The organism is Acinetobacter sp. TW_SC_4 (assembly GCF_054861205.1).
Map to the genome: position 1 here is coordinate 482039 of NZ_CM142174.1, position 25825 is coordinate 507863.

Here is a 25825-nt window from a genome sequence, read left to right on the forward strand (position 1 = left end):
TTTCGGGTGCTTTTTTTATTGTGGCCTTAACGCAGCCTAAACTTATTTTGTAAAGCAGGACTACACAGTAAAATCCCACAAAAAATCAGCCCTAGTCCGAGCAGACTATAGAGATCCGGAACTTCCTGCCAGAATATAAAACCCCATAAGCCAGCAAAAAAAATCGCAATATAGTTCACTGGCCCAATCTGACCAGCAGGTGCCAGTTTATAAGCATTGGATAGAAATAACTGGCTGGTATTTGCTAATAAACCGGCTGCAATTAAATAACCGAGTTCAGTCAGAGTATAAGGACGCCAATGCAAGAACATTGGAACCATGGAAATCAGGGTGCCGATCAGACAGAAATAAAACACAATCCGTTCTGGTGGTTCGGTCTGAGTTAGTGCGCGAACCGTGACAAAAGCCATAGCAGCCAGGAAGCTGGCACTCAAGCCAATCACAGACATCAGGTTAAATAAACCGGAATCAGGCTTAGCCACGCACAACACGCCAATAAAACCGATCGCAGCAGCCAGTAACATGCTTTGAGTGACTTTTTCTTTTAGGAACAGCCAGGCAATCAGTGGAATAAAAATCGGTGAAGAATAGGTGAAGACCATGGCATTGGAGAGCTTTAAATGTGCAATGGCATAGAAAAAGCCATACATCGCTGTCAGACCTGCGACAGAACGCCAGGTGTGCATCCAGAGTTTTTCAGTTTTAAAAAAGCTAATGCCTTTATTAAAGATTAATGGCAGAAAGATAAACAGGCCGACAAAATTCCGGAAAAATACCACCGTGGCATTGTCAACCGTGTGTGAGGCGAAGCGGATACAGACGCCCATGACTGAAAACAGAAAAGCGGAACAGGTCAGAAAGACAATTGCCTTAACCAGATGCGAGGGAGAGGCTACACTCATGGGGGAACTTAGCTAGAAAATCTGTGGATATTCTAGCTGAAAATCCCTAACTCATTCTGACTATTGTGCCAGTTGTGCTTCGAGTAACTTGATTTGTTCCTCTTTGAGTTTAATCAGCTCATCCGCATCACTATGCTGTTGCTTCAGGCTTTTTTCCTGCTCATTGAGCTGTTGCTGGATATCTTCCAGTTTGGCAATTTCTTCTTTCGCCAAAGTGGCATTTTCAGTGACTTCTTCTCTTATAATAGAGGCATCGACCAAGACATTTTCAGAAGTAGGCACAATTTCTTCCGGTTCAGGTTCTGCTTTAGGTGCGGCTTGTGTCACCGGTGCATGCATCAAGTCACCCTGATGTGCCGGTAATGTTTCATTTTGTGTGAGAAAAAACTGTGTAATTATTAAAACGGCAATAATCACAACAATTAATCCGCTCACTATTCCCCATAAAAGTTTAGGATTTTGTCGATGATCTAGAGTCATTTAGGTTCCCGAAATTATTCTTTTGGCTGACGGGGTTTAAACTGAATCACACCAATTTCATCCGGAACGGCTGGTGACTCAGGTTCCTCGATATGGGTAGGACGGTTTTCTTCATACCCACATTCGATACATTCAATCCATTCAGCTTCACCAGAGGTCAGCATAACGATCCGATCTAACGCCTGACATTTAGGACATTTTGCGCCTGCAATGAAACGACGTTTGATAGCCATCATACTCACCCTGTGATTTACTTAAAAACGTAGTTTAAGCGTTTTTAGAGCGGTTCGTCCAACCTTGATGACGTAACAAAGCATCTATTTTTGGCTCGCGTCCGCGGAAATTGATAAATGCGTCAAGTGCTGTATCTTTTCCGCCAACTGCTAGAATTTTTTGTCTAAACTGCTTTCCGGTTTCAGTGTTAAAAATTCCTTCTTCTTCGAAGCGATCGAAGGCATCACTGGCCAAAACTTCTGCCCATTTATAAGAATAATAGCCCGCTGAATATCCACCCGCGAAGATATGACTGAAGCTGTGCTGGAACCGGTTATATGGTGTAGTGGGTAAAACGGCGTATTTTTCACGAATCTCGTTCAAGGTTGCCTGAATCTGTTCAGCATTCAATGCCGGATTGGCACGATGAATGCTCAGGTCGAATAAAGCAAATTCCAGCTGACGCAAAGTTTGCATACCGGACTGGAAGAAACGGGCATCCAGTAAGGCTTTTAACAAGTGAGCAGGTAAGACTTCCTTGGTTTCGATATGTTCGCTAAGCAGGTTTAAACTGTCCTGATCCCAAGCCCAGAATTCCATAAATTGGCTTGGTAGCTCAACAGCATCCCAATCCACGCCGTGTGTACCAGCCACAGCAATATTGTCCACTTCTGTCAGCATATGATGCAGACCGTGACCAAACTCATGGAACAGGGTAATCACTTCATCATGAGTCAGTAGTGCAGGGCGGTTACCGACTGGTGGAGTAAAGTTTGCCACCATATAACAGATCGGTTTTTGCAGACCCTCAGCGGTTTGCATGCGTGACCGGAAGCCGCTCATCCAGGCACCGCCACGTTTGCCCTGACGCGCATAGAGGTCAAAATAGAAACCGCCAATCACTTCGCCTTGGTCTTCCAGTTCAAAATAACGTACATCTGGATGCCAGACTGGCGCTTCACGTTCAACTACCTGAATGTCATATAAACGTTTCAGGATACTGAACAGACCTTGCAAGATTTTTGGAGCCGGGAAATAGGGTTTCAGCGATTCCTGAGACAGATTAAACTGCTGCATTTTCAGCTTTTCAGAATAGTAACTGCTGTCCCAAGGTTTTAAGTCAGTAATACCATCTTCAGCAGCGATGGCTTTCAGTTCAGCCACTTCCTGTTCAGCAGGCGCACGGGCATGTTCTGCCAGATCACGCAGGAATTCATCCACAGCTTCGACATTTGGTGCCATTTTGCTGGCCAGTGAATATTCGGCATAGTTATTAAAGCCTAATAGCGCTGCCATTTCCTGACGTAGTTTCAGGATCTCTTCCATGATGGCAGTATTGTCAAATTCAGTCTGTTCGGACTGATCTGACGCGCGCGTGGTATAGGCTTTATAGAGTTCTTCACGCAGGCCACGATCTTCGGCATGAGTCATAATTGCTAGATAAGACGGGAAGTCTAATGTAGCAACCGGCTGATCCAGTTCACGTTGCTGGCCATATTGTTTTAACAGTTCAATATTACTTTCAGACAGCCCCGCTAATTCTTCTTCCTTAAGCGGTCTGAAATAGGCTTGAGTTGCATCCAGTACATGATTGGAGAAATCTGAGGAAAGTTGTGATAAACGTGCAGAAATTTCTGCATAGCGTTTTTTTGCTTCACCCTCTAGTGCTACGCCTGACAATTTAAAGTCACGTAGCGCCAGTTTAATTGCACTTTGCTGAGCTTCCGGTAATTCATTAAAAACTGGTGCATCCTGTACATGTTGATAGGTTTGATACAGGGCCGTATGCTGACCTAGCTGGGTATAGTAATCACTTAGACCCGGTAATAATGCCTGATAGACATCACGGGTTTCACTATTATTCATGACTGCGTTCAGATGCGACAAAACGCCCCAGGACTCGCTCATATTATTTTCTAGCGTATCAACCTGTTTTAGGACCGCAAGTTGTTCCTGGACAGTATCAGGTGTCTGGGTCAGTTCATTTAGAAATTGCAAACCTTGCTGAATGCAGTTTTCAATTTTTTGCTTAAGGTCTGCCAGCGTAATCTGATCGAATTGTGGAACGGGTAAAGTTGCTTTTTCTAATGTCATGTCGTTTCTGCCGAAGTCATTTCCTATGTTAAATCTAGATGTAGGGCTTATTGGCAGGGAAATCAAGCATACGACGGTATTAATTATTCGATTTTAGGCTGGATCTTGATTCGTTCAATCTCATGCACAATGCTGCCCAAAGTACTTGTTGTAAGCTTAAACTGTAGTTCAACGGATTTATTTTGATAAAGCAGAAACTCAGAAGCAGATAACTCCATAACTGGTAAATGTCTATATTCTGTATCAAAGGAATGGGAGATATGATTTCGAACACCTTTGAATTTCACAGCCTGAGTAGTAATTGAAATACTGTTAGTTTCGCCTTTTAGCTTCGTATAAAGATAGGGTGGATACGTGGTCAAATTAATCCAAAGTGCTGAGATCATGACCGAAGGAAAGATAAAAAGACTATAAAATTTGGGGCGCTTTCTGAAATTACGCCAATGATAAGGTGGAAACCATAAACCATGCTGTTTGAGTCTTAAAAAATACAACAATATTCCAATACATATGACACAGCTTATAATCAATGCAAAATAATTCATAAGTGGTGTTGCTACGAAATTAAAATACTTGAGTGCAAAAAAGTCACTGAAGATCAAAATTGTAAAAATCAGAATCGCATAGATATGCAAATGTTGTTTATTATTTGATGCAATAAGCATGATATTTTTTTAATCTTTATTTAACTGAATTATAAAATAAAAAGAGCGCTGTAGCGCTCTTTTTATGATCATCAAACATTATTCAGTCTTGGCTTTTGCATTCGACTTTTTCTTTTTGATCTTGGCTTTTTTCTTTACTTTATCTTTAACCTTTGCTTCAGACTTTCCTGCAGATTTTTTAGCAGGTTTTTTACTGTAGGAACTGGGCTTGAATTTGTCTTTTTTGCGTCGTATGGGCTGTTCTCCATCATCACTGGGCTGGGCTTTTTGCGTACGCTCATGATTATTGAAGACTTCCTCTTTTGCTTCCAGACGTGGTGCAGGTTTTTTTTCTGCGACACGTGGAGCACGGGCGCGAATTGGACGACCCGCATGAGTCAGTTGCTGGATCAGTTCAAAGTCAATTTTACGTTCTTCCAGATTGACTCCAGCGACCTTGATCTTCACTTCATCGCCCAAACCAAAGATCTGACCACGGTTCTGGCCGACCAGACTCTGGCTGCTTTGATCAAAGACAAAGAAGTCATCGCCCAACTGGCTGACATGCACCATACCATCGACATAGAGGTCTTTCAGCGTGACAAATAAACCAAATTCAGCCGTTGCACTGATAATGCCAACAAACTCTTCACCTAAATGCTGCTGCATATAGTGACATTTCAGCCAGGTCGTTACAGAGCGGGAGGCTTCATCAGCACGGCGTTCTGTTGCTGAGAAATGCTCACCGGCATCATCTAAAGAGGCACCTGAAATTGGATATGGCTTTTTACTCAGATGGGCTTTGATAGCACGATGTAATAACAGATCTGGGTAACGGCGAATTGGAGAGGTGAAGTGCGTATACGCTTCATAAGCTAGACCAAAATGACCAGCATTGTCGGCACCGTAATAGGCCTGCATCATGGAGCGTAATAATACGGCATGAATACTTGGCGCATCAATCCGGTCTTTGGTCGCTTCAATGACTGCCTGATAATCGGCCTGGGTTGGCTGTTCCGGGAATGGCAGACCCAGCAGTTTCACGAAATCACGAACTTTCTGGATACGCGAAAACTCAGGTGGTTGATGCACCCGGTACAGCATCGGTATTTCATTTTCCAATGCATATTCAGCTGCTGCAACGTTGGCCAGCAACATACATTCTTCAATCAGCTTATGCGCATCATTACGGGTACGTGGCAGAATTTCATTAATACCACCCAGCTCATCGAAAGTCATATAGGTTTCAATGGTTTCGAATTCCATTGCATTACGTTCAGCACGTAAGCCTTTTAGAATCTGATACAACTGGAACAGTGTATTCAGTGATTTACGTACACTACGATCTTCAGTAATCGCTGTACTGTCACCTTCAAAATACTTCGCGACCTGGTCATAAGTCAGACGTGCTTTGGAATGCATCACCGAAGGATAGAATTCATACCCGGTCACTCGGCCAGCACGTGACAGTTTCAGGTCACAGACCATGCACAGACGATCGACATTCGGATTTAATGAACACAGGCCATTAGAGAGTGCTTCAGGCAACATTGGTAAAACGAAGTGTGGGAAATACACGGATGTTCCACGTTCTTGAGCTTCATCATCCAATGGTTTACCCGGACGTACATAATGACTCACATCAGCAATTGCAACGACCACACGATAGCCACCGCCCGGACGTTTTTCTGCATAGACTGCATCATCAAAGTCACGTGCATCTTCACCATCAATAGTGACAAGCGCTAAATCACGTAGATCGACACGGCCGTCACGGTCTTTGGCAGAAGGCTCTTTAAAACTTTCCGCTTCTTTCAAGACTTCTTCCGGGAATTCATATGGCAGGCCATATTCCAGAATCGTCTGTGGAATGATGATTTCGGTATCGGCTTTGTCTGCCATCGACTGCACAATATGACCAGTCGCAAATTCTTCTTTGGTTGGGTAGGTATCAATCGCCACGCGGATCGAATCGCCGACTTTGACCTTGGCATGCTCGATCAGCTCTTTTTCTAGAGTAATAGGCTGATGTGCATTTGGATTGGCTGGCTGAACAAAGTATTCACCTTCATATTCAGACACTTTACCAATGATCTGTTTGACGCGGTGCTGCAAGACCTCGGTAATAAAGCCCCAAGCCTTGCCTTTGCGGTCTACTGAGGTCTGGCGGACTTTGACACGGTCACCGTTAAAGACCTGACGCAATTCACGCTCAGGTAAAAGCAGGTCATCTTCACCTGAAATATTGGCTGTGCCGCTTCCCTTGGAGTTGATATATACCGTTGCTTCATGCTCAGGCTGTTCCGCCGCAATCTGGAACTTGTAACCGTCTTTCATCAATTGCCCGTCACGTACCATCGCAATCAGACGATGGCTCAGAGCATCAATACTTTTTTGATCGGCAATTTCAAAATATTCCACCAGGTCGGCATGGGACAGGGCAGTTTTTTCTTCTATAGTTTCGAGAATCAGGGTACGGCTTGGAATAGGGTTGTCATAACGTTCGGCTTCAGCTTTTGCTTCAGGATCGACCCAATTTTTCATCATATCTTTAAAGTGTCCTTGGAGATAGGTTTAGCATAAGTCATGTTAGTGCAGACTGCACGTAAATGATTGCAATAATCTGTTTAAGTTTTCGATTTTTGGCTAATTTTAGATAACTGGAAAATTATCGGGTTTTTCAGGACTTAAATGACTAAAAACAGGGAAATTGTTTAAAAAGTATTTAAACGAGCAAAAATATGCAGTTTTTTTTCAAGCTGTGCTTGCAGTGCTATGCCGAAATTTGTATTATGGCGGCACGTTACGGTGAGATGGGTGAGTGGCTGAAACCACGTCCCTGCTAAGGACGCATACGGGTAACTGTATCGAGGGTTCGAATCCCTCTCTCACCGCCACTTTACTTATGTCGCGCTCATAGCTCAGCTGGATAGAGCACTTGGCTACGAACTAAGGGGTCGGGAGTTCGAATCTCTCTGAGCGCACCAATAAGTAAACCGGAAAATAACGTAGTCTAATAAAGACGACACAAGTTACGCGCTCATAGCTCAGCTGGATAGAGCACTTGGCTACGAACTAAGGGGTCGGGAGTTCGAATCTCTCTGAGCGCACCAACTTGAACAATGAACCGCACATGTTGCGGTTTTTTTGTGCCTAAAATTTACAGAATCCGCCTCAAACACATGCTAAAAATAAATCCTAGATGACTCAATAATAATAAGGGCAGCGTGATGAGAAAAATCATTGTCCAGGAATTTCTGACTCTAGACGGTGTAATGCAGGCACCCGGCGGTCCGGAAGAAGATACATCGGGTGGCTTTCAATATGGTGGCTGGGTGGCGCCGTATTTTAGTGCTGAACCCGATTCAGCATTTGATCACATCATGCAAAAATGGATGTAGTCTACCGATATTTTGATTGGTAAGAATACCTTTCAGATTTTTGGACCTTACTGGCCGAAGCATGCTGAAGACTGGCCAGGAATTAATGAAGTAAATAAATATGTGCTATCCACCAGTTTGGATCACTCGGACTGGCAAAATACGATCTTTCTAAAAAGTATTGATGAAATCGTTAACCTGAAGGCTTCAGGGGAGGGAAATATCCGGGTGTATGGCAGTGCCGCAGTGGCACAGGCACTTTTTAAGCATGATCTTGTGGATGAACTCTATCTAATGACCTTTCCTGTAATATTGGGCAAAGGAAAACGTCTATTTGCTGAAGACTCTATGCCAGCAGCATTTGCACTGACAGATCATCAAGTTACCTCAAATGGCGTGGTATTGAGCTGTTATCAGTGGGCAGGCGAGGTTAAAACTGGTCTGGTTGGGGAGTAGCTCCATTAGGCTGTGAACAAATGAATATGAGGCAATTAAAAATCAATTTGGTCGATTCTAGAATTTGCCAAGTCTGAGTTATTGTTTTTAACTCTAAATCCGCAGGAATTTTCATCAAAAAAACTGAAATATTGCAGTATCGTTTAATTACTGTACGTTCGGTTATGATTTTATTAAAAAACACTTAACAAGTGCTGAAAATTCTATATAATGCACCTCATCAAGACGTCGCGCTCATAGCTCAGCTGGATAGAGCACTTGGCTACGAACTAAGGGGTCGGGAGTTCGAATCTCTCTGAGCGCACCAATCTTGATAAAGAATTCTGAAAAAACCGCACATTGGTGCGGTTTTTTTACGTCTGTATTTTTTTAATTTTTCATATAAAAAACCAATAATTAGAAATAAACTTAAAATTTCAATTTCTGCTGTATCTTCAAGGCGTAGACGGTATTGCCACCAACAGCAGGCAACATGTCATGATAGGGAAGGCTGCGCATGGCTTTCAGTAAAAAAGGCGCCTGATCATGAATTTTCATGGAACTGGTAATCTGGAATAGCGTTCCCTGAGATTGAGGCAAAAGCTTCATTCCACCTCGTACAAATTTTAAATCTCCGCCATTGGCATAGAACTGGTTTTGTAAGGTATTTGGCTGTTCAAGACGCATTTTAAAATTAAAGGGAATCTGAATGACGCCCAAGCCGACTGATACCTTGTATTTAGCATCAATACTTTGCGGGTTGACTGGATTCAGTTCCACTTTTTTGATTTGTCGTCGAAAGAGTTTCTGGCTGGCCTGAGCCGATAACCAGGGCTGCAGCTTCTCAGTCGGATGCGAGAAATATTGATAGGTGGTACTGAATCTTAAATTTTCTGAACTTTTAACCGCCTTAACCTGATAATTGGGCAAAATAAAGCTGACAGGTTGTCCTGATTTTTGACTAAGCTGGGCAATTTTCTGAGTCTGCTGATTGCTGAGCTGAACTTGGGGTACTGCCGTATTTAAAGCTAGGGCTGCAGGATTTTTAAAACGCTGCTGTAAGGCTTCAAGCAGAAAGGCATTGGTACCGGCAGGAATGCCGAGTTTGGCTTCCGGCAGGGCATTTAGAATCTTGCTAAACAGAAAACCTTGTGGCTGGTTTAGATCGCCCCATTGCGTCACTGTCACTAAGGTTTTATTGGAACCCAGTGCAAACCATTCCAGCTTTCCGGCCCCATAGGGAATTGGCGCATCCAGAATTAGTGTGCTGATACTGTTATTTTCCAGATGATGCTGCATCACCACAGTTTCTTTAAAGTTTAAGACTGGGATTGGGGTAGGAATATGCACCTGATATTTGACTTGTTGAATGCTCCCTTGCTGTTCAATTACTTTGGCGGATTTTAAAGTCGGAAACAGGTCGACATAATTTGAATATTGTTGTAGTAATTTTTCGACTTGTGCTTCGGATGCAGACAAGACTACAGCCGCACTGTAAAACTGGGATTTGCTACTAGAAGCTGTTTTAAAAGTCGGTAGATGGGTTTTGCCGGCGGGATGCGCATAAATCAGGATACGCTCGCCAGTGAGTTCGGCCAGTTGCTGAGAATTGCCTTGAAATACATCAAGACTGCTTGGCAGATTAGGGGTCCATGGCGTTATTTTTGCGAAAGCCGGTGAGATTGCAAATAAGGTGCTACTCATCAGCAAATAGGGGATCAATCCTTTCATCCAATATCCTATTGTGTGTTTTTTGTTTTAATGAGGATTTATTTAAAACTAAATTTAGTTATTTCCAAAGCAAAGTTATGTAATTGATAGCATAAGCCATGAGTTTTAAGCATATTTTGATATAGTATGGGTCAGGATTTTATATTTTTGATGTAATGCTATGACTGAGTCAGCACCGACTTTATCCACCCGTTATTATCTCACTCTAGAAGAATCTCAGGATGGATTTGCCCTGGCCACTTTTGGCAAAAAACAAATTTCACGCTTTCTGACGCCTTTGGTCAGCATCGGGATTATTATCTGGGGCTTTTCAATGGGCCTGAATGGGGTTGGTCGTTATTATGTGGCTTTGGGTGCCTTCTTCCTGATTCTGCAGGGCATCATGCGCTACTGGTTCCTGCCGATGATGTTTAAGCGCCAGTTTGTGAAATATCAGTTTGGAAAAAGTGAACAGGGCATTGACCTGTTTCAGGACTATGCAGAAATTTTCAATAACGGGCGTAGCAAGGTCGTGCATTATAATGAAGTACAAAGTTTTGCCATCGGCAAGCTGACCTATATGCTGGAACTGAAAAACCGTACAGTGGTGATTGTGCCAAAACGTGCCTTTAAAGATGGTACTGAGCAAAGCATTTTCGAAAATACCTTCAAGAAATAAGACAGATCAAGAACAGGAAAGAGATCATGAGTATACGTCCATCGAAAATTGTTTGTGTCGGTCGCAGTTATGCTGACCATGCCAAAGAGCTTGGAAATGCGGTACCTGATCGTCCTGTACTGTTTATCAAGCCACCGAGTGCTTTGACATCACTGGATGCTGGTATTGAATGGAATCCGGACTGGGGTAACTGTCATTATGAGTGTGAACTAAGTTTGCGTATTGACCGTACCTTAAGCAAGGAAAATGATCCTGCCAAAGTTTTGCAGGCAATTGGCGCTGTGACTTTAGGTCTGGATCTGACCTTACGTGATCTGCAGGATGACCTGAAGAAAAAAGGTCAACCTTGGGAACGGGCCAAAGCTTTTGATGGTTCTTGTATACTTGCTGACTGGGTGTCAGTAGGCGATGTGATTGCTGACTGGAAAGATGTGCACTATACGCTGGAGATCAATGATGAGCTGCGTCAAAAAGGCGATACAGCTTTATTGATTTTTGATATTGCAACTTTATTGGCAGACATTAGTCAAGTATTTACACTTGAAGAAGGCGATGTGGTCATGACCGGTACACCAGCAGGGGTGGCTGCCTTGCAATCGGGTGATCAATTGAAAATGACCCTAAAAGGCCAAAATCAGGATTATGTCTGGACGACATTTGTAAAGTAAGACCGGATTTTTGAGATCAAGGAGCCGAAGGGCTCCTTTATTTTGCTTAGAAAAGTGTAATGAGCAAGGGATAATTTATCAAATTGATCAGACGCGGTTGCCATTCGGTTTCTAGATATAGATTGGGTAGTGTCTAAATCGTTTTTTATGCATCCCCATTCTTAACTGAATCACCCCCTCATTGATCTGTTTTGAAGTATATCTTCTACTTCTAACATTTTTAGTATGTAGCGGCTCAAATCGAGAACAGGACTATATTTTTTGAATCATCGTCAGGCACTAGATGTCAAAGCATCTGCCATTATGTTTGTACTATGTATGTTGTGGGGTTTGCAGCAGGTCGTGCTGAAATGGGCGGCCAGTGATATTTCTGCCCTGATGCAAATTGCATTACGTTCAGCCTTATCTGTATTTATGGTTTACCCTTTAATTCAGCAGAGTGTGCGCCGTCAGCTTTGGAGTGCACGATACTTGTCTGCGGGTTTACTGGTGGGTGTGCTGTTTGCCGCTGAATTTTATCTGGTGGGTGAGGCACTGCGTTATACCTCAGCTTCGCATACCATTGTCTTGCTCTATACTGCACCGATTTTTGTGGCTTTAGGCTTGCATTGGAAACTGCCGGCGGAACGTTTGTCTCATGTGCAATGGGGAGGAATTTTTCTTGCCTTTAGTGGTATTGTGGTGAGTTTCCTGCTGCGCCCGCAGACAGGATCTGCTTTACAATCTCATGCCTTATGGGGGGATTTTCTGGCATTACTGGCTGGTGTATTCTGGGCAGCCACGACCGTAAGTGTGCGTCTTAGCCGGCTGGCTGAAGCGCCTGCAACCCAAACTTTATTCTATCAATTGCTGATCGCTGGTATGGTGTTGTTGCCTTTGTCCTTTTTGACTGGGCAAGCCAGTATTCAATGGACAACTTTGTCGATTTCCAGCCTGATTTTTCATACGGTGGTGATTTCCTTTGCCAGTTATCTGATCTGGTTCTGGATGCTAAAACACTACCTGGCTTCACGTTTAGGGGTGTTTTCCTTTTTAACACCAGTATTTGGCATGCTGTTTGGCGTATTGATTCTAAATGAGCATATTGAGATCAACTTTATTGTTGGTACTTGTATGGTAATGCTAGGCGTGATTCTGGTGAGTTTACAAGGATGGTTAAAGAAGCCTGAGCCTCAGATCAAGACTCAAACCTCTATATAAAAACCCGGTCAATGAAAATGACGACACCTGGTTTTTGGATTATAGCTTTAATGAAAGCAAGGATGATTATCCGCTGAAAATCAAATCAATCTACTTAAAAAAATCCTCTCAAAAGAGAGGATTGAATTTATTTACTGCGGAACAGTTCTGATAATGGAAAATTGAGTTTTTCTTCCAGAAATTGATCAGTTTCATTCAGTTTGGGTGAGAATTTTTGCATCCAGAAATCATCGGTATGTACAGCAGTCAGATGCTGTTTGCGCGGCAATGGATAAGGAAGCTGTAGATAAAAATTCCAGAAGCTGACCTGATCTAGATCGCGTACCAGCACATATTCATTATCATCCGTGCGTTTAATCAGATTCTGTTTTTCAAACATGCTGACATAGCTTGGCCAGCGTCCAATTTCATCCCGTCCTAAAACTTCTAGTGCCTGGGCTTCGCTGACACTTTCACCAGTTTTCTGCTTTTTATAAAATAGTTCTAATAGATCCAGCAACATGACAATAGGATGACGCTTATTGTCCTGTCCAGATTCGAATGCAGTCAGGGCATAACTGATTTCCACGCCCAACAATACAATAATCCAGGACAGGTAAATCCAGAGCAGGAAAATAGGAACTGCTGCGAAAGCGCCGTAAACAATTTCATAACTGGTAAAGTTTGACATCAAAAAGCCAAACAGGTTTTTTAATAGCTCAAATACGATGGCACTAAACAGGCCGGCAATTAAAGCAGACTTGAGCGGTACACTTCGATTAGGAATAGTCCAGTTCAGAATAAAAAAGCCAAGCACGGTCAGAGAAAAGGAAATTACCGAGAGAATAAAGGCGCCATCCAGTTCATAACCGGCAAAGTTATTACTGAGAATATTCATGGAGGCCAAAGTAGAAGAAATCACAAAGGCGCTGCCCAGCAAAATTGGACCAAGTGAAATTATGGTCCAGTAACGCATAAAACCGATAATGCCACCGCGGGTTTCAGTCACACGCCAGATCCGGTTAAAGACCGTTTCGATGCTACTGAGCATCAGTACTGTGGTGATGAATAAGAAAAGAATACCGATAATAGTTAAATTGCTGGACTTCTCCGTGAAGGCATTGAGCGCTTTATCGAAAGCGATGGTCGTTTTAGGTAAAAAGTTACTATAAATCAGCTGTTGGAGCTGTTGTCTTGCCGGTTCCAATGCTTTGATTGAGGAGATAATGACCAAAAAAACGGTCAGCATCGGGACTACCGCAAACAGGGTGGTATAGGTCAGTGAACCTGCCTGCTCACGACACCGGTCAGCCTCAAAACGCCGTAGTACAAATAAAATAAATTGAAACCAGTGTTTTTCATAAAAAGGTAACTTCTTTAAATATTCAACGATCATGCGCTTTCAATCTCAATTTTTTTATTCATCATGAATTTTCATTCTTCAGCTTACCCAAAAAAGTTGCGAAATACCGTATAGTTTTATTTTTTTAAGTAATGAATAAGAACTTTATGCAACCTTATGTCCTTGTTTTATATTACAGCAAATATGGCTCAACCAAAGAAATGGCACATCTGATTGCGAATGGTGTTGAAGCAGCAGGGATGGCTGTAAAAATTCGTACTGTTCCGAATATTGCGACGGTGGTGAAAGAAGCAGAACCGAGTATTCCGGCAGAAGGCGATATCTACTGTACTTTAGATGATCTTGCCCAGTGTTCAGCTTTGGCATTAGGTTCACCTACCCGGTTTGGAAATATGGCTTCAGAAATGAAATACTTTTGGGACCAGACCACCAGCTTATGGCTGAATGGTGCTTTGCATGGTAAGCCAGCCTGTGTTTTTACCGCGTCAGGCTCAATGCATGGCGGACAGGAAAGTACTTTACTGACGATGCTACCGCCATTGTTTCATCATGGCATGATGATCATGGGATTAAGCAATGCGACACCAGCTTTGTCTAATACTAAAAGTGGTGGCACGCCTTATGGCGCAAGTCATGTTAGTGGCCCACGACATGACCAAGGCTTAAGCCAGGATGAGAAAATTTTGTGTGAAGTACAGGGTAAACGTCTGGCCGAAGTTGCTTTAAAACTCTATCAGGCTTAAGAAATTAATTAAAAAAGGAAATGAAGAATCAGCTTCATTTCCTTGATTTTATTAATCTTCTTTTTGATCTTTTTGATCTTTTTGATCTTTTTGATCTTTTTGATCTTTTTGATCTTTTTGATCTTTTTGATCTTTTTGATCTTTTTGATCTTTTTGATCTTTTTGATCTTTTTGATCTTTTTGATCTTTTTGACTGAATCTGTGTTTGCAATTCAGACACTGATAATCCAGAAACAGATTACGATCTACTGAAACGCCTGCTTTTTTACCTAAGAAGTTTCCGACCACGCCCCCAGTAATGCCTACGCTGATTGCGCCTACGAAGGTTCCAACCGTGCCGCCTACAATTACCCCTAAAGGACCTGCGACTGTACCAATGGCAGCGCCAATTGAAGCGCCAGAGGCTGCGCCACCCACTGTACCGGCCGTGGCACCGGCTGAGGTCATTAAAATACCACCAATTTTTTTCAAATTCTTTTCGTGATCACGTAGCTCAATTTCCGTTGAACCACATTTAGGACATTGCATAGGATTTTCCATCAGCGATTAGTATTTATTCATTTTAAGCAAATGTGTGACATGGGATCTTACTTAGACCAGTAGCTATCCAACACATCCGGCTTAACAGTATGTCGGTTCTGAATATTGAAGTCAGGAACATTCCATACCAATTTGATTCTAGTGGAATTTTATTCAGAGAAGTTTAGCTGAGTTGTAAATACATGCATTTTCCACTTTTATAATTTTTTGCTGGATAAGACGATTAATATGTAGGGTTAAGGTATCAATGCACTTTTTTATGGGTTTAGGCGGGCATTTTTTGTCTAAAGGGTGATGAATCTAAGGTAGATTATATTTGTTCTTAGCTAACCGAAATTAAAAAAATCCAATAAAGAAGAGTGCCGAAGCACCCTTTAAAATATTCATTTGTAAACTTAATCGCGAACAAATTCGACAGTACCATTTGCCAAAGATTTCACACGCGCTAATGATTCAACGCGGTAACCTTTTTCAAGTAACAGGTCACGGCCTGGCTGGAATGATTTTTCAATCACAATTCCGATCCCTACCACTTCAGCATTCGCCTGATGAATCAAGTCAGCAAGACCAAGTGCTGCCTGACCATTTGCCAGGAAGTCATCGATTACTAAAACTTTATCAGTTGAGCTGATGTGTTTGTTTGAAATGGCAATCGTGCTTTCAGTCTGTTTGGTAAATGAAAATACTTTAGAACGGTATAAATCATCTTTTAAAGTGAGAGACTGGTATTTACGTGCAAAAATCACTGGAACACCAAGCTCTAAGCCTGCCATGACTGCAGGTGCAATACCCGATGCTTCAATGGTAATAATTTTGGTAATACCAGCATCTTTAAACAGACGCGCAAATTCCTGACCAATTTGCTGCATCATGATTGGATCAATTTGGTGATTTAAGAAAGAGTCAACTTTCAAAACTTCTTCAGATAGAACGATACCTTCGGCTAAGATTTTCTGTTCTAGTGCGTGCACGGGAGAATCCTCAAGAGCAGGTGCTTTTTAAAGCAAAAGCGTATTGTAAAAAGCACCCAAAAAAAATCAAGCGAAATTCACCAAAAAAACCTTAGTTCGTTTTACCGTTATAGCCGGTCAGCAGTAAACCGTAAGAGGTTTTCTTATCGACATGCGATACTTTAACTGGTAAGTAGTCCAGTTTCGGTGCTAACCAGAAAGTAGTTTCACGGCCTGGTTTGTTGTGCTTAATCACTACTTTAATGGTACTAAATGAACCATATTTGGTGCTTACCGTTTCTGTACCTTGTTTGACGAATTTACGGCCTTCCACCTCTTTGGCATCAGCAATGTAGTAATTCGATTTTAATCCACCATTTTTCAGGTCTTCACGAATCTGCAATTCAGCATTTAGCTCATCCAGTACATCTGCTCTCCAGGCAAAAGAACGTTTTTCATCATCCTTCTTGGTACTGATCGTTTTGCTAGAAGGATTAAAGTTAATACTCATGGTGTTGCTATGCACCAGAATCTTACTGGTACGGCTGAAACTGCTTGAACCAATCTTGCCATTATTAAAAGTGAAACGGCTGGTTTCAGTTGCTGAAGCTACACCACCTGCTTTAGCTGCAAAAACATAGGTCCAGTTATTACCAGATTTGCTCAAGGTACGGGTAGCAGAACCCATATTTTTTCCATTGTAGCTAAACTGATAATTGGCTTGGAAAGGCGCCATGGCGAAGGTCTGGGTGGATAAACCAGTAAGTACCATTGCGGTAGTCAAGCCTGCAGTCACACCTAAAGTTTTGAATACAGTTTTCGCCATAACAAATTGTCCTGTGTAATTTCAGATAAAATTGATCACTTTCCACTTTTTATTATTTGGTCAAAATGTGGAAAATGAAGGGAGATTTTCAATAAAAATGTATATTTCATGTAGTTGCTGGCGTATTTGTTTAGGTATTGAATTACACACAGTTTAAGTCGGTTCTTTCTGTTTGATCGGTGTAACTTTATTGTCATCCATGTCGTCTTCATCCCATTTCTCTTCTTTTTCCTGAGAAAGCTTTCTGAACAGGGCTGCAAGATTCACATTACCGATCACGACCAGTTCAGCTTCACGAAGTACTGCATGGTTCACATGAACCTTACCAAGTGTCTCAATCACCGAGCGGTTTTTACTTAACCAGCGATTCAGATCCAGATGCAATAAATCATCTTTTACTTTAATGACGCCGAGTTTTTCCAGAATCATGCCAAGAGGATCCTTATTCAGCACGCGCTGATAGAAAAACAGGGCAAATCGTACCCCTAGTTTATAAAAGACATTTGGGTATTTGGCTTCGATCAACTGGGTATCACTGATCTGTTCAAATACGATGAGCTGCGTATTCTTATTCAGCTCCATTTGCACCAGTTTTAAATCAACCGATAAGGTCACGTTCAGACCTTTATAGTCCAGCGTGGCATAGAGTCGTAACCAGTCATCATGCAGATCGGCATGCAGATCTTTCAGCATGGAAACATTGTCAGTGACAAAACGTTGAAATGTCGCATTCAGGAAAACTTGAGACAAAGGGAATTCGCGTTCATCCTCAATAAATCCTTCCGCCTTTTGATACGCCTGGCGAAGTTTATTAGAAATATTGGAAATTAGCGTTTGCATCTTTAAGCATCCTGGCAACTATATGTTTTAATTCGAAGTGTATCTTGTCGAATTGTATAAAAAATACAAGAGTTTCAGCTTGCAGTTTAGCAAAATAAATAGCACCATTTTTAGGGTTTTAGTTATGTAACGTTGAAGATTTGATAGGTTTGGCATTTTTAAAAGAAAAATGCAAAGCTGTTTATTTTTTAATTTTTAAAAATGCTGTTTGAGGGATGAACTCAAGTCTGGGTTCGTAGCGATGAGATCAACCATGATATTAATGCCTCTGGTCAAAGCCTGGTGGAAAGATCCAATTTTTAATAGCGCCGTATTTGTAGCTGTTATTTTGCATGTGATTTTTCTCACGCTGAAATTTGGTATGCCACAAGATCAGGAGAGCATGACTAAAGAAATTGCAGTCAGTATTCGTCAAACTGATGAAAAAATTGAGCATGCAGATTTTCTGGCTCAAACTGACCAGCAAGGTTCAGGTAAATTTCGTGAAGTACATCGTATGTCGAGCGATATGCCTGCACCGTTGATGGAGCAAAAGACCGGAGAAGAGCAGCAAGAAAGTCCGGACATGTTGCAACAGCAGCGCGAATTAAGCTTTGAAGAAAAAGTACTGATGACGACTTTAAGCTGGCAAAAACAGGCAGAAGAAAATCAGCGCAAAAAAATGCAGGAACAGTTACAAAGTCAGTTTCAGGCCAAAGCCGCTATGGTAGCCAGTCTTGAAGCCCAATATCTGCAACGACAACAAAACTTCAGTCGTCAGCAAAAAATTAAAACCGTAGATGGTATCCAGTCCAAACAGGATGTCTCTGCTGCTTATCTGGAAAAATTCCGTCAAAAAGTGGAGTTCTATGGTAACCGCTATTATCCAGACGCGGCCAAACAGCAGAATCTGGCAGGAGAGGTGCGTTTGATGGTGATCTTAAACCAGAACGGCGGAATCCGTGCAATTCGCTTAATTGACAGTTCAGGGCATAGCTTGCTAGATGAAGCTGCAAAATCTTCAGTACGCAAGGCAGCACCGTTCGGAGCATTTGATGCCAAGATGTCGGATATTTCCGAGTTACGAATCATTCGAACCTGGCGTTTTGATCCGGCTGAAGCGGAGTTTGAGGTGCGTTAATCCGGGCGCTTCGCCTGTATATAACTACCTTGCTGAGTTCCATCGTCCCAGACTACATTTAAATGGTTTTCATCTATGGCTAGATATTTGGGAAATATCATTAAGTCTTGGTACTTTGGATCTGCTTTTAAGCCAATGCATTCTTTATTCTGCCACCATGTTCCTTCGGCAAATTGATCCAGAGCACCATAGGCCAGATACCATTTAAAGGTACCATCTGCTTGCAGAAGCAACTCCGAACCTAATTCCATAACTCCATTCAAATAATAATGGCCTGACCATGAGCTTTGGTTCTGTTGAAATTTAATTTTTGGGCACATGGGAATTGAGTGGGCATAAAGTAGTGAACACAGCCAGGGAGAGAAAATAAGTAATGCAGTCGAGAACAATCTTTTCATTACGTTCTCCTAAAATTTTTGAAGCACAGTTCTTCGTTAAAGTTCATTATGTGCTTATGGATTTCTGGAAGAAATCATGAATGCGTAAGCAGATATTTTTTAAAACTCTGTATCTAAGAACAGATCAAGAAAAAAATAAATAAGGATCGATGAGTATTTAATTTAAATGTACATCATAGCGCCGTAAAACTTCACAGACTTCCATGCTGAAATATGTATATCAGCTATTTTTCCCTAGCTCTTGAGCAGCCTGATGTTCAGCATCTGCATGCCAGGCGCGAATATCATGAAGACTGTTCCAGTAAGAAAGCGCAATTTCCTGAGTACCTTCGGTTAAGGCTTCAAAATACTGGCACTGAAATTGTGAAAGGGCTCTTTCTCTCATTCGCTGGGCTGTTTCAAAATAATACTGATCTAATTCTTTAATTTGCGCTTTGAAAATCACGACATATTGCATAGTGGTTTTTATTTTATTTCTTAAATTGAGCTTATTATGAAGTGAATAAAATGAAAAAAGCGAGCCTTGGCCCGCTTTTTAATTGTTGAATTTTAATCTCTTTCCAGATAGGGATTAGCAATACCCAGTTTATCCAGAATCTCGATTTCAATGCCTTCCATTTCTTCAGCATCTTCCTCTGACGTTTCATGGTCATAACCCATCAGATGCAAAGTGCCATGTACCAGCATATGGGTGAAATGGATCAATGGAGCTTTGTCCTGTTCAGCAGCTTCACGCAGCACTACTGGAATACAAATCACCAGATCACCGATCGGGAAAGCATCCAGAACCTGTGCCATTTCATCTGGAAGTTCACTTGGAAAAGACAGGACATTGGTCGGTTTATCCTTGCCGCGATATTCCAGATTGAGTTTATGACTTTCGTCATTATCGACACAGGCAATGCCAATTTCACAATCACTTTGGGTACCGATATGGCGCAAAGTGGTTTCTACAACTTTTTTAATATAGGCACGTTTCAGCACCAGTTCTGGTGACTGAAAGTCCTGTTGCAGGGAGAGACTAAGTTTCAACGTGAATCCTTAAAAATTAAATAACAATGCAGCGTTAATGCTGTGCATCAGCCGCAGCATCATTCTCGGCTATCAAGGCTTCCTGACGGGCTTTACGCTCAGCACGAGCCTCAGCGCTTAAACGCTGCTGTTCACTGTCCCAGCCTTCGTAGGCTTCAACAATTTTCTGAACCAGCTGGTGACGCACGACGTCACGAGAATGGAAACGGGTAATATGAATCTCAGGGATTTTATCAATCACACGTAAGGCATGTGCCAGACCAGACTGCTGACCACGTGGTAAATCCACTTGAGTCACATCACCAGTAATCACTGCACGTGAACCAAACCCTAAACGGGTCAGGAACATCTTCATCTGTTCAGGTGTGGTGTTCTGGGCTTCATCCAGAATCACAAAAGAATGATTCAGGGTGCGACCACGCATATAGGCGAGCGGTGCAACTTCAATAATCTGACGTTCGATCAGCTTGGCCACTTTTTCAAAGCCGAGCATTTCATACAGGGCATCATAAAGGGGACGCAAATACGGGTCGATCTTCTGGGTTAAATCCCCCGGCAGGAAGCCGAGTTTCTCACCTGCTTCAACTGCAGGACGAACCAGTAGGATACGCTGGATTTCATTACGCTCCAGCATATCTACAGCGGCTGCAACGGCGAGATAGGTTTTACCAGTACCCGCAGGACCAATACCAAAGGAAATATCACTTTGCAGAATACGCTGTACATAACGTTTCTGGTTGGCACCGCGCGGATTGATTCGGCCTTTTCGAGTCTGCAGCCAGACATTGTCCAGACCGGTATGTTCCTGTCCTTCTAGGTTCTCCTGGAGTTCACGATCGGTCTGGCTACCTTGAATCATCATATGCAAAGTATCTGCACTGATCTGCTGGCTATGTTCAGATTCTTCATGAAGACGTTGCAAGAGCATTTCGGCTCTCTCAACGGCATCGATTCCACCATCGATAAAGAAACTTTCACCTCGGTGGGAAATTTTGACGTCTAAACGTTGTTCAATTTGTTTCAAATGACCGTTATAGGCACCTAAGACGGCTTGTAAATGGTCCATCGAAATTCCAGGAAAAGCTACTGTACGTCGGATCGTTGCAGTCAAGAGTGTTCCTTTTAGAAGTGTACGTTATATGCTCTACATTACGCCACGTCAGGCTCAAGATTCAAGAGCTCACCGTAAACTAAATTTAAAGTTTTAATTTCGGTAATTTCGATCTCTGCAAAACGTCCTACCCACGATGCATCGCCAATAAAGGTGACATAACGGGTGTTGTCTGCTGTACCGACCAGAACGTTCGGATCTTTATCAGAAACTTTCTCAACCAGTACGCGCTGGACTGTACCGAGCATGGCATCTGTTTTACGAATACTGGACTGTTTAATCCAGTCCTGAACTTTGGCCAAGCGTTCTTTTTTCACCTGTTCAGGTGTCGTATCTTCCAGCTCTGCGGCAGGGGTGCCCGGACGTTTGGAATAAACAAAACTATAAGAATGGTCGAAATCCAGATCCTGAATAAACTGATAGGTTTCTTCGAAGTTCTCATCGGTTTCGCCCGGGAAGCCGATAATAAAGTCTGAAGATAAATGCATGTCTGGGCGAACTTTACGTAACTTTTCAATTTTCTCGATATACACATCAATGGTGTGGTTACGTTTCATCGCCTGCAATACGTCATTGGAACCGCTTTGTACCGGCAGATGCAGATGCGACACCATCTGTGGCAGGTCACGGTAGCACTGGATCAAATCATCATTGAATTCCAGTGGATGCGAGGTGGTATAACGAATACGACCAATACCCGGAATTTCTGCAACCAAGCGTAACAGATCGGCAAAAGTACAGATTTTACCGTCGAAGGTTTCACCGCGATAGCCATTTACGTTTTGACCGAGCAGCGAAATCTCACGCACGCCTTTTTCTGCCAAGCCAGCAATTTCTGCCAGAACGTCATCCAGTGGACGAGACACTTCTTCGCCACGTGTATATGGAACTACACAGAAAGAACAGTATTTTGAACAGCCTTCCATGATCGAAACAAAGGCTTTATAACCTTCAACACGTGGTTCAGGCAGGAAGTCAAATTTTTCGATGTCCGGGAACGAAATATCCACCAGCTTGATTTTTTCTTTTTTCGGTTTTTCGACCTGCTCAAAATGCTGGTCCAGCATTTGCGGTAAACGGTGCAGAGTTTGCGGACCAAAAATCATGTCTACATAATTGGCACGTTTCTGGATATTGTCACCTTCCTGAGAAGCCACACATCCACCGACACCAATAATCAGATCCGGATTTTTTTCTTTCAGCTTGCGCCAGCGGCCCAATTCTGAGAATACTTTTTCTTGTGCCTTTTCACGGATCGAGCAGGTATTCATCAGCAGAATATCCGCTTCTTTAGGATCGGTGGTCAGCACATAGCCATGGGAATCGCCCAGCAGATCTGCCATACGGTGACTGTCATACTCATTCATCTGACACCCTTGCGTTTCGATATACAGTTTTTTAACTGAATCGTCGATGGCTGGGGTGTGCGCTGGCTGGGTAACAGTGTTTTCTGAGGCAGCTGGGGCACCATTCGGAATGAAGGTTTGAACCGTCATGTAGGCTCCTACAAGGTAATACGTCGAAAGAGTGAACGAATAATCCGCTTGCATAGACAAACGGGTAAATAAAAATTCAATTCACGTTCTGAAATCTTTTAAAAGGCGCATATTTTAGCAGGAAAGTCGCTTAAACTTATAGCCTAAAATGCGGCTGGGAAAATATTGATTTATGGACAAAAAGTGTCTGAAAATTAATATTGTCTAATCATAAGGTTACATAAGTGAACAATACAGTGGGTTATAATTTTTCGGCTAACTCTTATGATAGGCAATAGGGGCGGGGCGAAAAATCGATGATAGAAGGCAAATTGATGTTTAAACACACTAAAAATATGAAGAAATATTATAAATTACTAAGCTTGAGTGTGGCGTGTCTGTGTTCAATGAGTGCGCAGGCAGCAGAAGAACAATTTAATGATGCCTTACGCGCGGCAAATACTGGAAATATCGGACAATTACAACAATATCAGTCTGCCATGCAAAATGATGCCTTGGGCTATTATCCTGAATACTGGATTCTGAACCAGAACCTTGGCTCCCAACCTGCCAGTCAAATTATCAGTTTCGCCCAACGCTATCCTCAATCGGCTATGGCAGAAAAACTTGCAGCCGATTATGTCGAAGAAAAAGTCAAAATGGCTGACTTTGCCACTGCACAACCTGTACTACAATATGTCACCAATGCCGATCCAGCTGAAGCCTGTGCAGTTGCGCAAGTCCGTGCCAAAAGTGGCGATCAGCTGGTCTATGCTGAATTTAAAGATGTCTGGCTGACCACCAATTCTCAACCTGAGTCTTGTACGGGCTTAGGACGAATGATGCTATCCAGTCCTCTAATGACCAATGAAGACCGCCAGCAGCGTTTGTGGGTGCAATTACGTGCTGGTCAGTCTGGACAGGCAATTGCCACTGCACAAGGTTTAGGGCTTAACCTGTCTCTAGCTCAGCTCAATACAATTCAGGCCAATCCAACCAATTACTTATGGTCAGCCCCTAAAAGTACTGCCACTGATCATGCCTATCTGATTTATGCGTTGGGGCGTCTGGCAGACAGTGATCTCGATTCAGCAATGTCCATTGTAAAACGTACTGCTGAAGGTACGCCGGTACAAGTACAAAAAACACTATTCAGAACTGTTGGTTATATTGGCGGCACTACGGTAATGAAAAATAATTTTAACCGTGAAGTGCTGAACTATCTGGATGCCAGCTATGGTTTGCCATTTAGTCCAGAAGAAGCCGAAATTTATGCCCGTCAGGCGATTCGTTTTAGTGCCTGGGAAAGTCTGATTCGTGCCATTGATGCAATGAGTGTGAACCAGAAACAGGAAGACCGCTGGCAATACTGGCTGGCACGTGCCAGTGAACAGCGCACAGATCGCGCTTCAAAACAGGCAGCAGAAAGTATCTATAAAAAACTGGCGGTCGGTGAGGATTATCATAACCTGCTAGCGCGAGATAGATTAGGCCAATTAACGGCTTCTACACCGAATTCAGCACAGCCATCCAGTCAGGCCATGCAACGCCTGAACCAGGATATCCATTTCCGCCGTGCCTTTGCCTTACGTAATATTAATGCACCAGAGAATTATATTAACCGTGAATGGAACTGGGCAGTGCGTCAGGCTTATTTAAGAAAAGATGACGATTTACTGTTGGCAGCAGCCAAACGCGCGATGGATATGGGGTGGTATGACCGTGCCATTTATGCAGCGGATCGTACTGCGGACAAGCATAATTACAATTATCGTTATCCAATGCCACATCAGAATTATGTGGTGAGCCATAGCCGTAATGCCGGCATTGATGCTGCCTGGGCTTATGGTTTGATGCGTCAGGAAAGCCGGTTTAATACCGGCGCACGCTCTCATGTAGGCGCTGGTGGTTTGATGCAGATCATGCCGGACACCGCCAAACTGGTCGCTCGTCAAATGGGTGAGACCTATAACCCGGCAGCCTTAACTGATATGAACACCAATATCCGTTACGGAACTTACTATTTATCAACAATTCAGCGTCAATTGAGCAATAGTCCAGTACTGGCTACAGCAGGTTATAATGCCGGCCCGAACCGTGCCCGCCGTTGGCAACCCGAATTCCAAAGTATTGCTGCGGATCAATATACCGAAACCATTCCTTTACTGGAAACGCGAGATTATGTGAAACATGTCATGACGAACGCGACATATTACGGTATTTTATTGGGACAGGGCGCACAATCGGTCGGTAAGCGTATGCAAGCCATTCCGTTACGTAATACACCATAGTATTCAAAAAATCTAAGGGAAGGATAGTTTGTTGATCAAGGGAATAAGGGGTGCTCAAATTTCTGCTGGATGGGCTGCGCTTTTATTTTTAGCAGCAAGTCCAGCTGCCTTTGCATTGCCAACGGGTTACGTCATGGACATCCAGATGGTACCGGCACTTTGCAGTCTGGATTCGGCCTACAGTAAAAAAAGAAAATGTCTTGAAGGTTATTCCCTAAATATTTCTGGTCTCTATCCTCAAACCACATCGACACATTGCACTACTACCAGTTCTGCGAAGTTACCGCCTTTGCAGGCTAAAGTGGTGGCCCGTATCATGCCGGATGAAAATACCCGCGCATTGCTATGGCATAATATTGGCGGCTGTATTCCGATGAATGCTACACAGTATTTTCGTACGGTGATCAATCATGCTGATCGTCTGAAAGTTCCTGAAGAACTCACCGAGCAGGAAAGTCATACCGTTTCCATTGATATGCTGCGTTCCAAATTTCTGAAAATCAATCCGCAACTGCCTTCAACAGCATTGCGCTTTAACTGTCATCAGACCCGCGCATCCAGCCTGCTGACCTCGATTCAGGTCTGCTATAACGCCAATGGGGGCTATAAAGGCTGTCCTGCAAACATTATTAATACATGTCCAAAAACTGTTACAATAAAAGGGACATACTAAGCCTTTTAGTCAAATTAATTTATATTTCCTATCATACTTTTGTTGAAATCCATTCTCTTTTACATGCATCTCGAAGAAG

23 protein-coding genes, 4 tRNA genes and 2 pseudogenes are annotated in these 25825 nt (G+C 42.8%); 12 read left to right on the plus strand and 17 right to left on the minus strand.

The features are described 5' to 3' along the window. Positions 1-26: 26 nt before the first annotated feature. From ACWM1W_RS02315 to rnr, 6 genes are all read right to left on the minus strand, one after another. Positions 27-902 (minus strand): DMT family transporter, encoded by an 876-nt coding sequence (locus ACWM1W_RS02315; protein ID WP_034169655.1) that lies wholly within the window; start codon positions 900-902, stop codon positions 27-29. Between the two features lie 60 nt (positions 903-962). Continuing rightward, positions 963-1382 carry a hypothetical protein gene (locus tag ACWM1W_RS02320; protein WP_034169654.1) on the minus strand — a complete coding sequence of 140 codons (420 nt, stop codon included), beginning with the start codon at positions 1380-1382 and terminating at the stop codon, positions 963-965. Between the two features lie 14 nt (positions 1383-1396). Then, positions 1397-1609, minus strand: a complete 213-nt coding sequence (locus ACWM1W_RS02325) for a YheV family putative zinc ribbon protein (protein WP_171064841.1) — start codon at positions 1607-1609, stop codon at positions 1397-1399. Between the two features lie 40 nt (positions 1610-1649). Then, positions 1650-3689: a M3 family metallopeptidase gene (locus ACWM1W_RS02330; RefSeq protein WP_375725878.1), complete on the minus strand. Its 2040-nt coding sequence runs from the start codon at positions 3687-3689 to the stop codon at positions 1650-1652. Between the two features lie 83 nt (positions 3690-3772). Beyond that, positions 3773-4051 carry a hypothetical protein gene (locus ACWM1W_RS02335; RefSeq protein ID WP_375725877.1) on the minus strand — a complete coding sequence of 93 codons (279 nt, stop codon included), beginning with the start codon at positions 4049-4051 and terminating at the stop codon, positions 3773-3775. Between the two features lie 381 nt (positions 4052-4432). Next, complete coding sequence (gene rnr, locus ACWM1W_RS02340; RefSeq protein ID WP_375725876.1) at positions 4433-6880, minus strand: ribonuclease R; 2448 nt, start codon at positions 6878-6880, stop codon at positions 4433-4435. A gap of 260 nt (positions 6881-7140) precedes the next feature. Between rnr and ACWM1W_RS02345 the strand changes: the two genes are divergently transcribed. The 5 genes and pseudogenes from ACWM1W_RS02345 to ACWM1W_RS02365 all read left to right on the plus strand — a co-directional run bounded on the left by ACWM1W_RS02345 (position 7141) and on the right by ACWM1W_RS02365 (position 8476). After that, positions 7141-7230 (plus strand) — tRNA-Ser (locus ACWM1W_RS02345). 13 nt (positions 7231-7243) lie between these two features. Continuing rightward, a tRNA-Arg gene (locus tag ACWM1W_RS02350) sits at positions 7244-7320 on the plus strand. A 49-nt stretch (positions 7321-7369) separates the two neighbouring features. Then, positions 7370-7446 (plus strand) — tRNA-Arg (locus ACWM1W_RS02355). A 117-nt stretch (positions 7447-7563) separates the two neighbouring features. Beyond that, a pseudogene (locus ACWM1W_RS02360) lies at positions 7564-8169 on the plus strand (dihydrofolate reductase family protein). 230 nt (positions 8170-8399) lie between these two features. After that, positions 8400-8476: transfer RNA gene (locus ACWM1W_RS02365), tRNA-Arg, on the plus strand. A 101-nt stretch (positions 8477-8577) separates the two neighbouring features. On the opposite strand, the gene ACWM1W_RS02370 is transcribed toward ACWM1W_RS02365, so the two are convergent. Continuing rightward, entirely contained in the window at positions 8578-9879 is a 1302-nt protein-coding gene (locus ACWM1W_RS02370; RefSeq protein WP_375725875.1) for an SRPBCC family protein, read from the minus strand. Positions 9880-10039: 160 nt separating this feature from the next. Between ACWM1W_RS02370 and ACWM1W_RS02375 the strand changes: the two genes are divergently transcribed. The 3 genes from ACWM1W_RS02375 to ACWM1W_RS02385 all read left to right on the plus strand — a co-directional run bounded on the left by ACWM1W_RS02375 (position 10040) and on the right by ACWM1W_RS02385 (position 12405). Then, positions 10040-10537: a YcxB family protein gene (locus tag ACWM1W_RS02375; RefSeq protein WP_125279712.1), complete on the plus strand. Its 498-nt coding sequence runs from the start codon at positions 10040-10042 to the stop codon at positions 10535-10537. Between the two features lie 26 nt (positions 10538-10563). Beyond that, entirely contained in the window at positions 10564-11205 is a 642-nt protein-coding gene (locus ACWM1W_RS02380; RefSeq protein WP_312309041.1) for a fumarylacetoacetate hydrolase family protein, read from the plus strand. Between the two features lie 261 nt (positions 11206-11466). Continuing rightward, on the plus strand, positions 11467-12405 hold the full coding sequence (locus ACWM1W_RS02385) for a DMT family transporter (protein WP_034171606.1): 939 nt from the start codon (positions 11467-11469) through the stop codon (positions 12403-12405). Positions 12406-12532: 127 nt separating this feature from the next. On the opposite strand, the gene ACWM1W_RS02390 is transcribed toward ACWM1W_RS02385, so the two are convergent. Next, positions 12533-13780 carry a YihY family inner membrane protein gene (locus ACWM1W_RS02390; RefSeq protein ID WP_034171607.1) on the minus strand — a complete coding sequence of 416 codons (1248 nt, stop codon included), beginning with the start codon at positions 13778-13780 and terminating at the stop codon, positions 12533-12535. A 113-nt stretch (positions 13781-13893) separates the two neighbouring features. On the opposite strand from ACWM1W_RS02390, the gene wrbA reads away from it, so the two are divergent. After that, positions 13894-14490 (plus strand): NAD(P)H:quinone oxidoreductase, encoded by a 597-nt coding sequence (wrbA, locus tag ACWM1W_RS02395; protein WP_005233787.1) that lies wholly within the window; start codon positions 13894-13896, stop codon positions 14488-14490. Positions 14491-14676: 186 nt separating this feature from the next. Here the strand turns inward: wrbA and ACWM1W_RS02400 are convergent. From ACWM1W_RS02400 to ACWM1W_RS02415, 4 genes and pseudogenes are all read right to left on the minus strand, one after another. After that, a pseudogene (locus tag ACWM1W_RS02400) lies at positions 14677-15030 on the minus strand (hypothetical protein); the annotation flags it as partial. Positions 15031-15425: 395 nt separating this feature from the next. Further along, positions 15426-16001: a xanthine phosphoribosyltransferase gene (locus ACWM1W_RS02405; protein WP_005233791.1), complete on the minus strand. Its 576-nt coding sequence runs from the start codon at positions 15999-16001 to the stop codon at positions 15426-15428. A gap of 91 nt (positions 16002-16092) precedes the next feature. Further along, positions 16093-16752, minus strand: a complete 660-nt coding sequence (locus tag ACWM1W_RS02410; protein WP_373686180.1) for a DUF3108 domain-containing protein — start codon at positions 16750-16752, stop codon at positions 16093-16095. Positions 16753-16959: 207 nt separating this feature from the next. Beyond that, positions 16960-17646: a hypothetical protein gene (locus tag ACWM1W_RS02415; RefSeq protein WP_034171610.1), complete on the minus strand. Its 687-nt coding sequence runs from the start codon at positions 17644-17646 to the stop codon at positions 16960-16962. A gap of 262 nt (positions 17647-17908) precedes the next feature. Between ACWM1W_RS02415 and ACWM1W_RS02420 the strand changes: the two genes are divergently transcribed. Further along, on the plus strand, positions 17909-18766 hold the full coding sequence (locus ACWM1W_RS02420) for an energy transducer TonB (protein WP_171248485.1): 858 nt from the start codon (positions 17909-17911) through the stop codon (positions 18764-18766). On the opposite strand, the gene ACWM1W_RS02425 is transcribed toward ACWM1W_RS02420, so the two are convergent. From ACWM1W_RS02425 to miaB, 5 genes are all read right to left on the minus strand, one after another. Continuing rightward, a complete protein-coding gene (locus ACWM1W_RS02425) occupies positions 18763-19164 on the minus strand; it encodes a hypothetical protein (protein WP_034171612.1) in 402 nt (133 codons plus the stop codon). The genes ACWM1W_RS02420 and ACWM1W_RS02425 overlap by 4 nt on opposite strands. A gap of 220 nt (positions 19165-19384) precedes the next feature. After that, positions 19385-19621 (minus strand): antibiotic biosynthesis monooxygenase family protein, encoded by a 237-nt coding sequence (locus ACWM1W_RS02430; RefSeq protein ID WP_052209109.1) that lies wholly within the window; start codon positions 19619-19621, stop codon positions 19385-19387. Between the two features lie 92 nt (positions 19622-19713). After that, on the minus strand, positions 19714-20196 hold the full coding sequence (gene ybeY / locus ACWM1W_RS02435) for an rRNA maturation RNase YbeY (RefSeq protein ID WP_034171613.1): 483 nt from the start codon (positions 20194-20196) through the stop codon (positions 19714-19716). Positions 20197-20230: 34 nt separating this feature from the next. After that, entirely contained in the window at positions 20231-21307 is a 1077-nt protein-coding gene (locus ACWM1W_RS02440; RefSeq protein ID WP_034171614.1) for a PhoH family protein, read from the minus strand. A gap of 38 nt (positions 21308-21345) precedes the next feature. Next, positions 21346-22803 (minus strand): tRNA (N6-isopentenyl adenosine(37)-C2)-methylthiotransferase MiaB, encoded by a 1458-nt coding sequence (miaB, locus tag ACWM1W_RS02445; protein WP_005233804.1) that lies wholly within the window; start codon positions 22801-22803, stop codon positions 21346-21348. Between the two features lie 335 nt (positions 22804-23138). Between miaB and ACWM1W_RS02450 the strand changes: the two genes are divergently transcribed. Together ACWM1W_RS02450 and ACWM1W_RS02455 are read left to right on the plus strand one after the other, a co-directional pair. Continuing rightward, a complete protein-coding gene (locus ACWM1W_RS02450) occupies positions 23139-25073 on the plus strand; it encodes a lytic transglycosylase domain-containing protein (protein WP_375725896.1) in 1935 nt (644 codons plus the stop codon). Positions 25074-25107: 34 nt separating this feature from the next. Beyond that, positions 25108-25746: a ribonuclease T2 family protein gene (locus ACWM1W_RS02455; RefSeq protein WP_171248487.1), complete on the plus strand. Its 639-nt coding sequence runs from the start codon at positions 25108-25110 to the stop codon at positions 25744-25746. Positions 25747-25825 lie beyond the last annotated feature (79 nt).

Excerpts from the sequence above, each read along its gene's own strand:
- ACWM1W_RS02410 (WP_373686180.1), bottom strand. The coding sequence starts at position 16,752 with ATGGTACTTACTGGTTTATCCACCCAGACCTTCGCCATGGCGCCTTTC.
- ACWM1W_RS02370 (WP_375725875.1), bottom strand. The coding sequence starts at position 9,879 with ATGAAAGGATTGATCCCCTATTTGCTGATGAGTAGCACCTTATTTGCA.
- ACWM1W_RS02375 (WP_125279712.1), top strand. The coding sequence starts at position 10,040 with ATGACTGAGTCAGCACCGACTTTATCCACCCGTTATTATCTCACTCTA.
- ACWM1W_RS02430 (WP_052209109.1), bottom strand. The coding sequence starts at position 19,621 with ATGCAATATGTCGTGATTTTCAAAGCGCAAATTAAAGAATTAGATCAG.
- rnr (WP_375725876.1), bottom strand. The coding sequence starts at position 6,880 with ATGATGAAAAATTGGGTCGATCCTGAAGCAAAAGCTGAAGCCGAACGT.
- ACWM1W_RS02320 (WP_034169654.1), bottom strand. The coding sequence starts at position 1,382 with ATGACTCTAGATCATCGACAAAATCCTAAACTTTTATGGGGAATAGTG.
- ACWM1W_RS02415 (WP_034171610.1), bottom strand. The coding sequence starts at position 17,646 with ATGCAAACGCTAATTTCCAATATTTCTAATAAACTTCGCCAGGCGTAT.
- ACWM1W_RS02390 (WP_034171607.1), bottom strand. The coding sequence starts at position 13,780 with ATGATCGTTGAATATTTAAAGAAGTTACCTTTTTATGAAAAACACTGG.
- ACWM1W_RS02425 (WP_034171612.1), bottom strand. The coding sequence starts at position 19,164 with ATGAAAAGATTGTTCTCGACTGCATTACTTATTTTCTCTCCCTGGCTG.
- miaB (WP_005233804.1), bottom strand. The coding sequence starts at position 22,803 with ATGACGGTTCAAACCTTCATTCCGAATGGTGCCCCAGCTGCCTCAGAA.
- ACWM1W_RS02380 (WP_312309041.1), top strand. The coding sequence starts at position 10,564 with ATGAGTATACGTCCATCGAAAATTGTTTGTGTCGGTCGCAGTTATGCT.
- wrbA (WP_005233787.1), top strand. The coding sequence starts at position 13,894 with ATGCAACCTTATGTCCTTGTTTTATATTACAGCAAATATGGCTCAACC.
- ACWM1W_RS02330 (WP_375725878.1), bottom strand. The coding sequence starts at position 3,689 with ATGACATTAGAAAAAGCAACTTTACCCGTTCCACAATTCGATCAGATT.
- ACWM1W_RS02420 (WP_171248485.1), top strand. The coding sequence starts at position 17,909 with ATGCCTCTGGTCAAAGCCTGGTGGAAAGATCCAATTTTTAATAGCGCC.
- ACWM1W_RS02315 (WP_034169655.1), bottom strand. The coding sequence starts at position 902 with ATGAGTGTAGCCTCTCCCTCGCATCTGGTTAAGGCAATTGTCTTTCTG.
- ACWM1W_RS02450 (WP_375725896.1), top strand. The coding sequence starts at position 23,139 with ATGAAGAAATATTATAAATTACTAAGCTTGAGTGTGGCGTGTCTGTGT.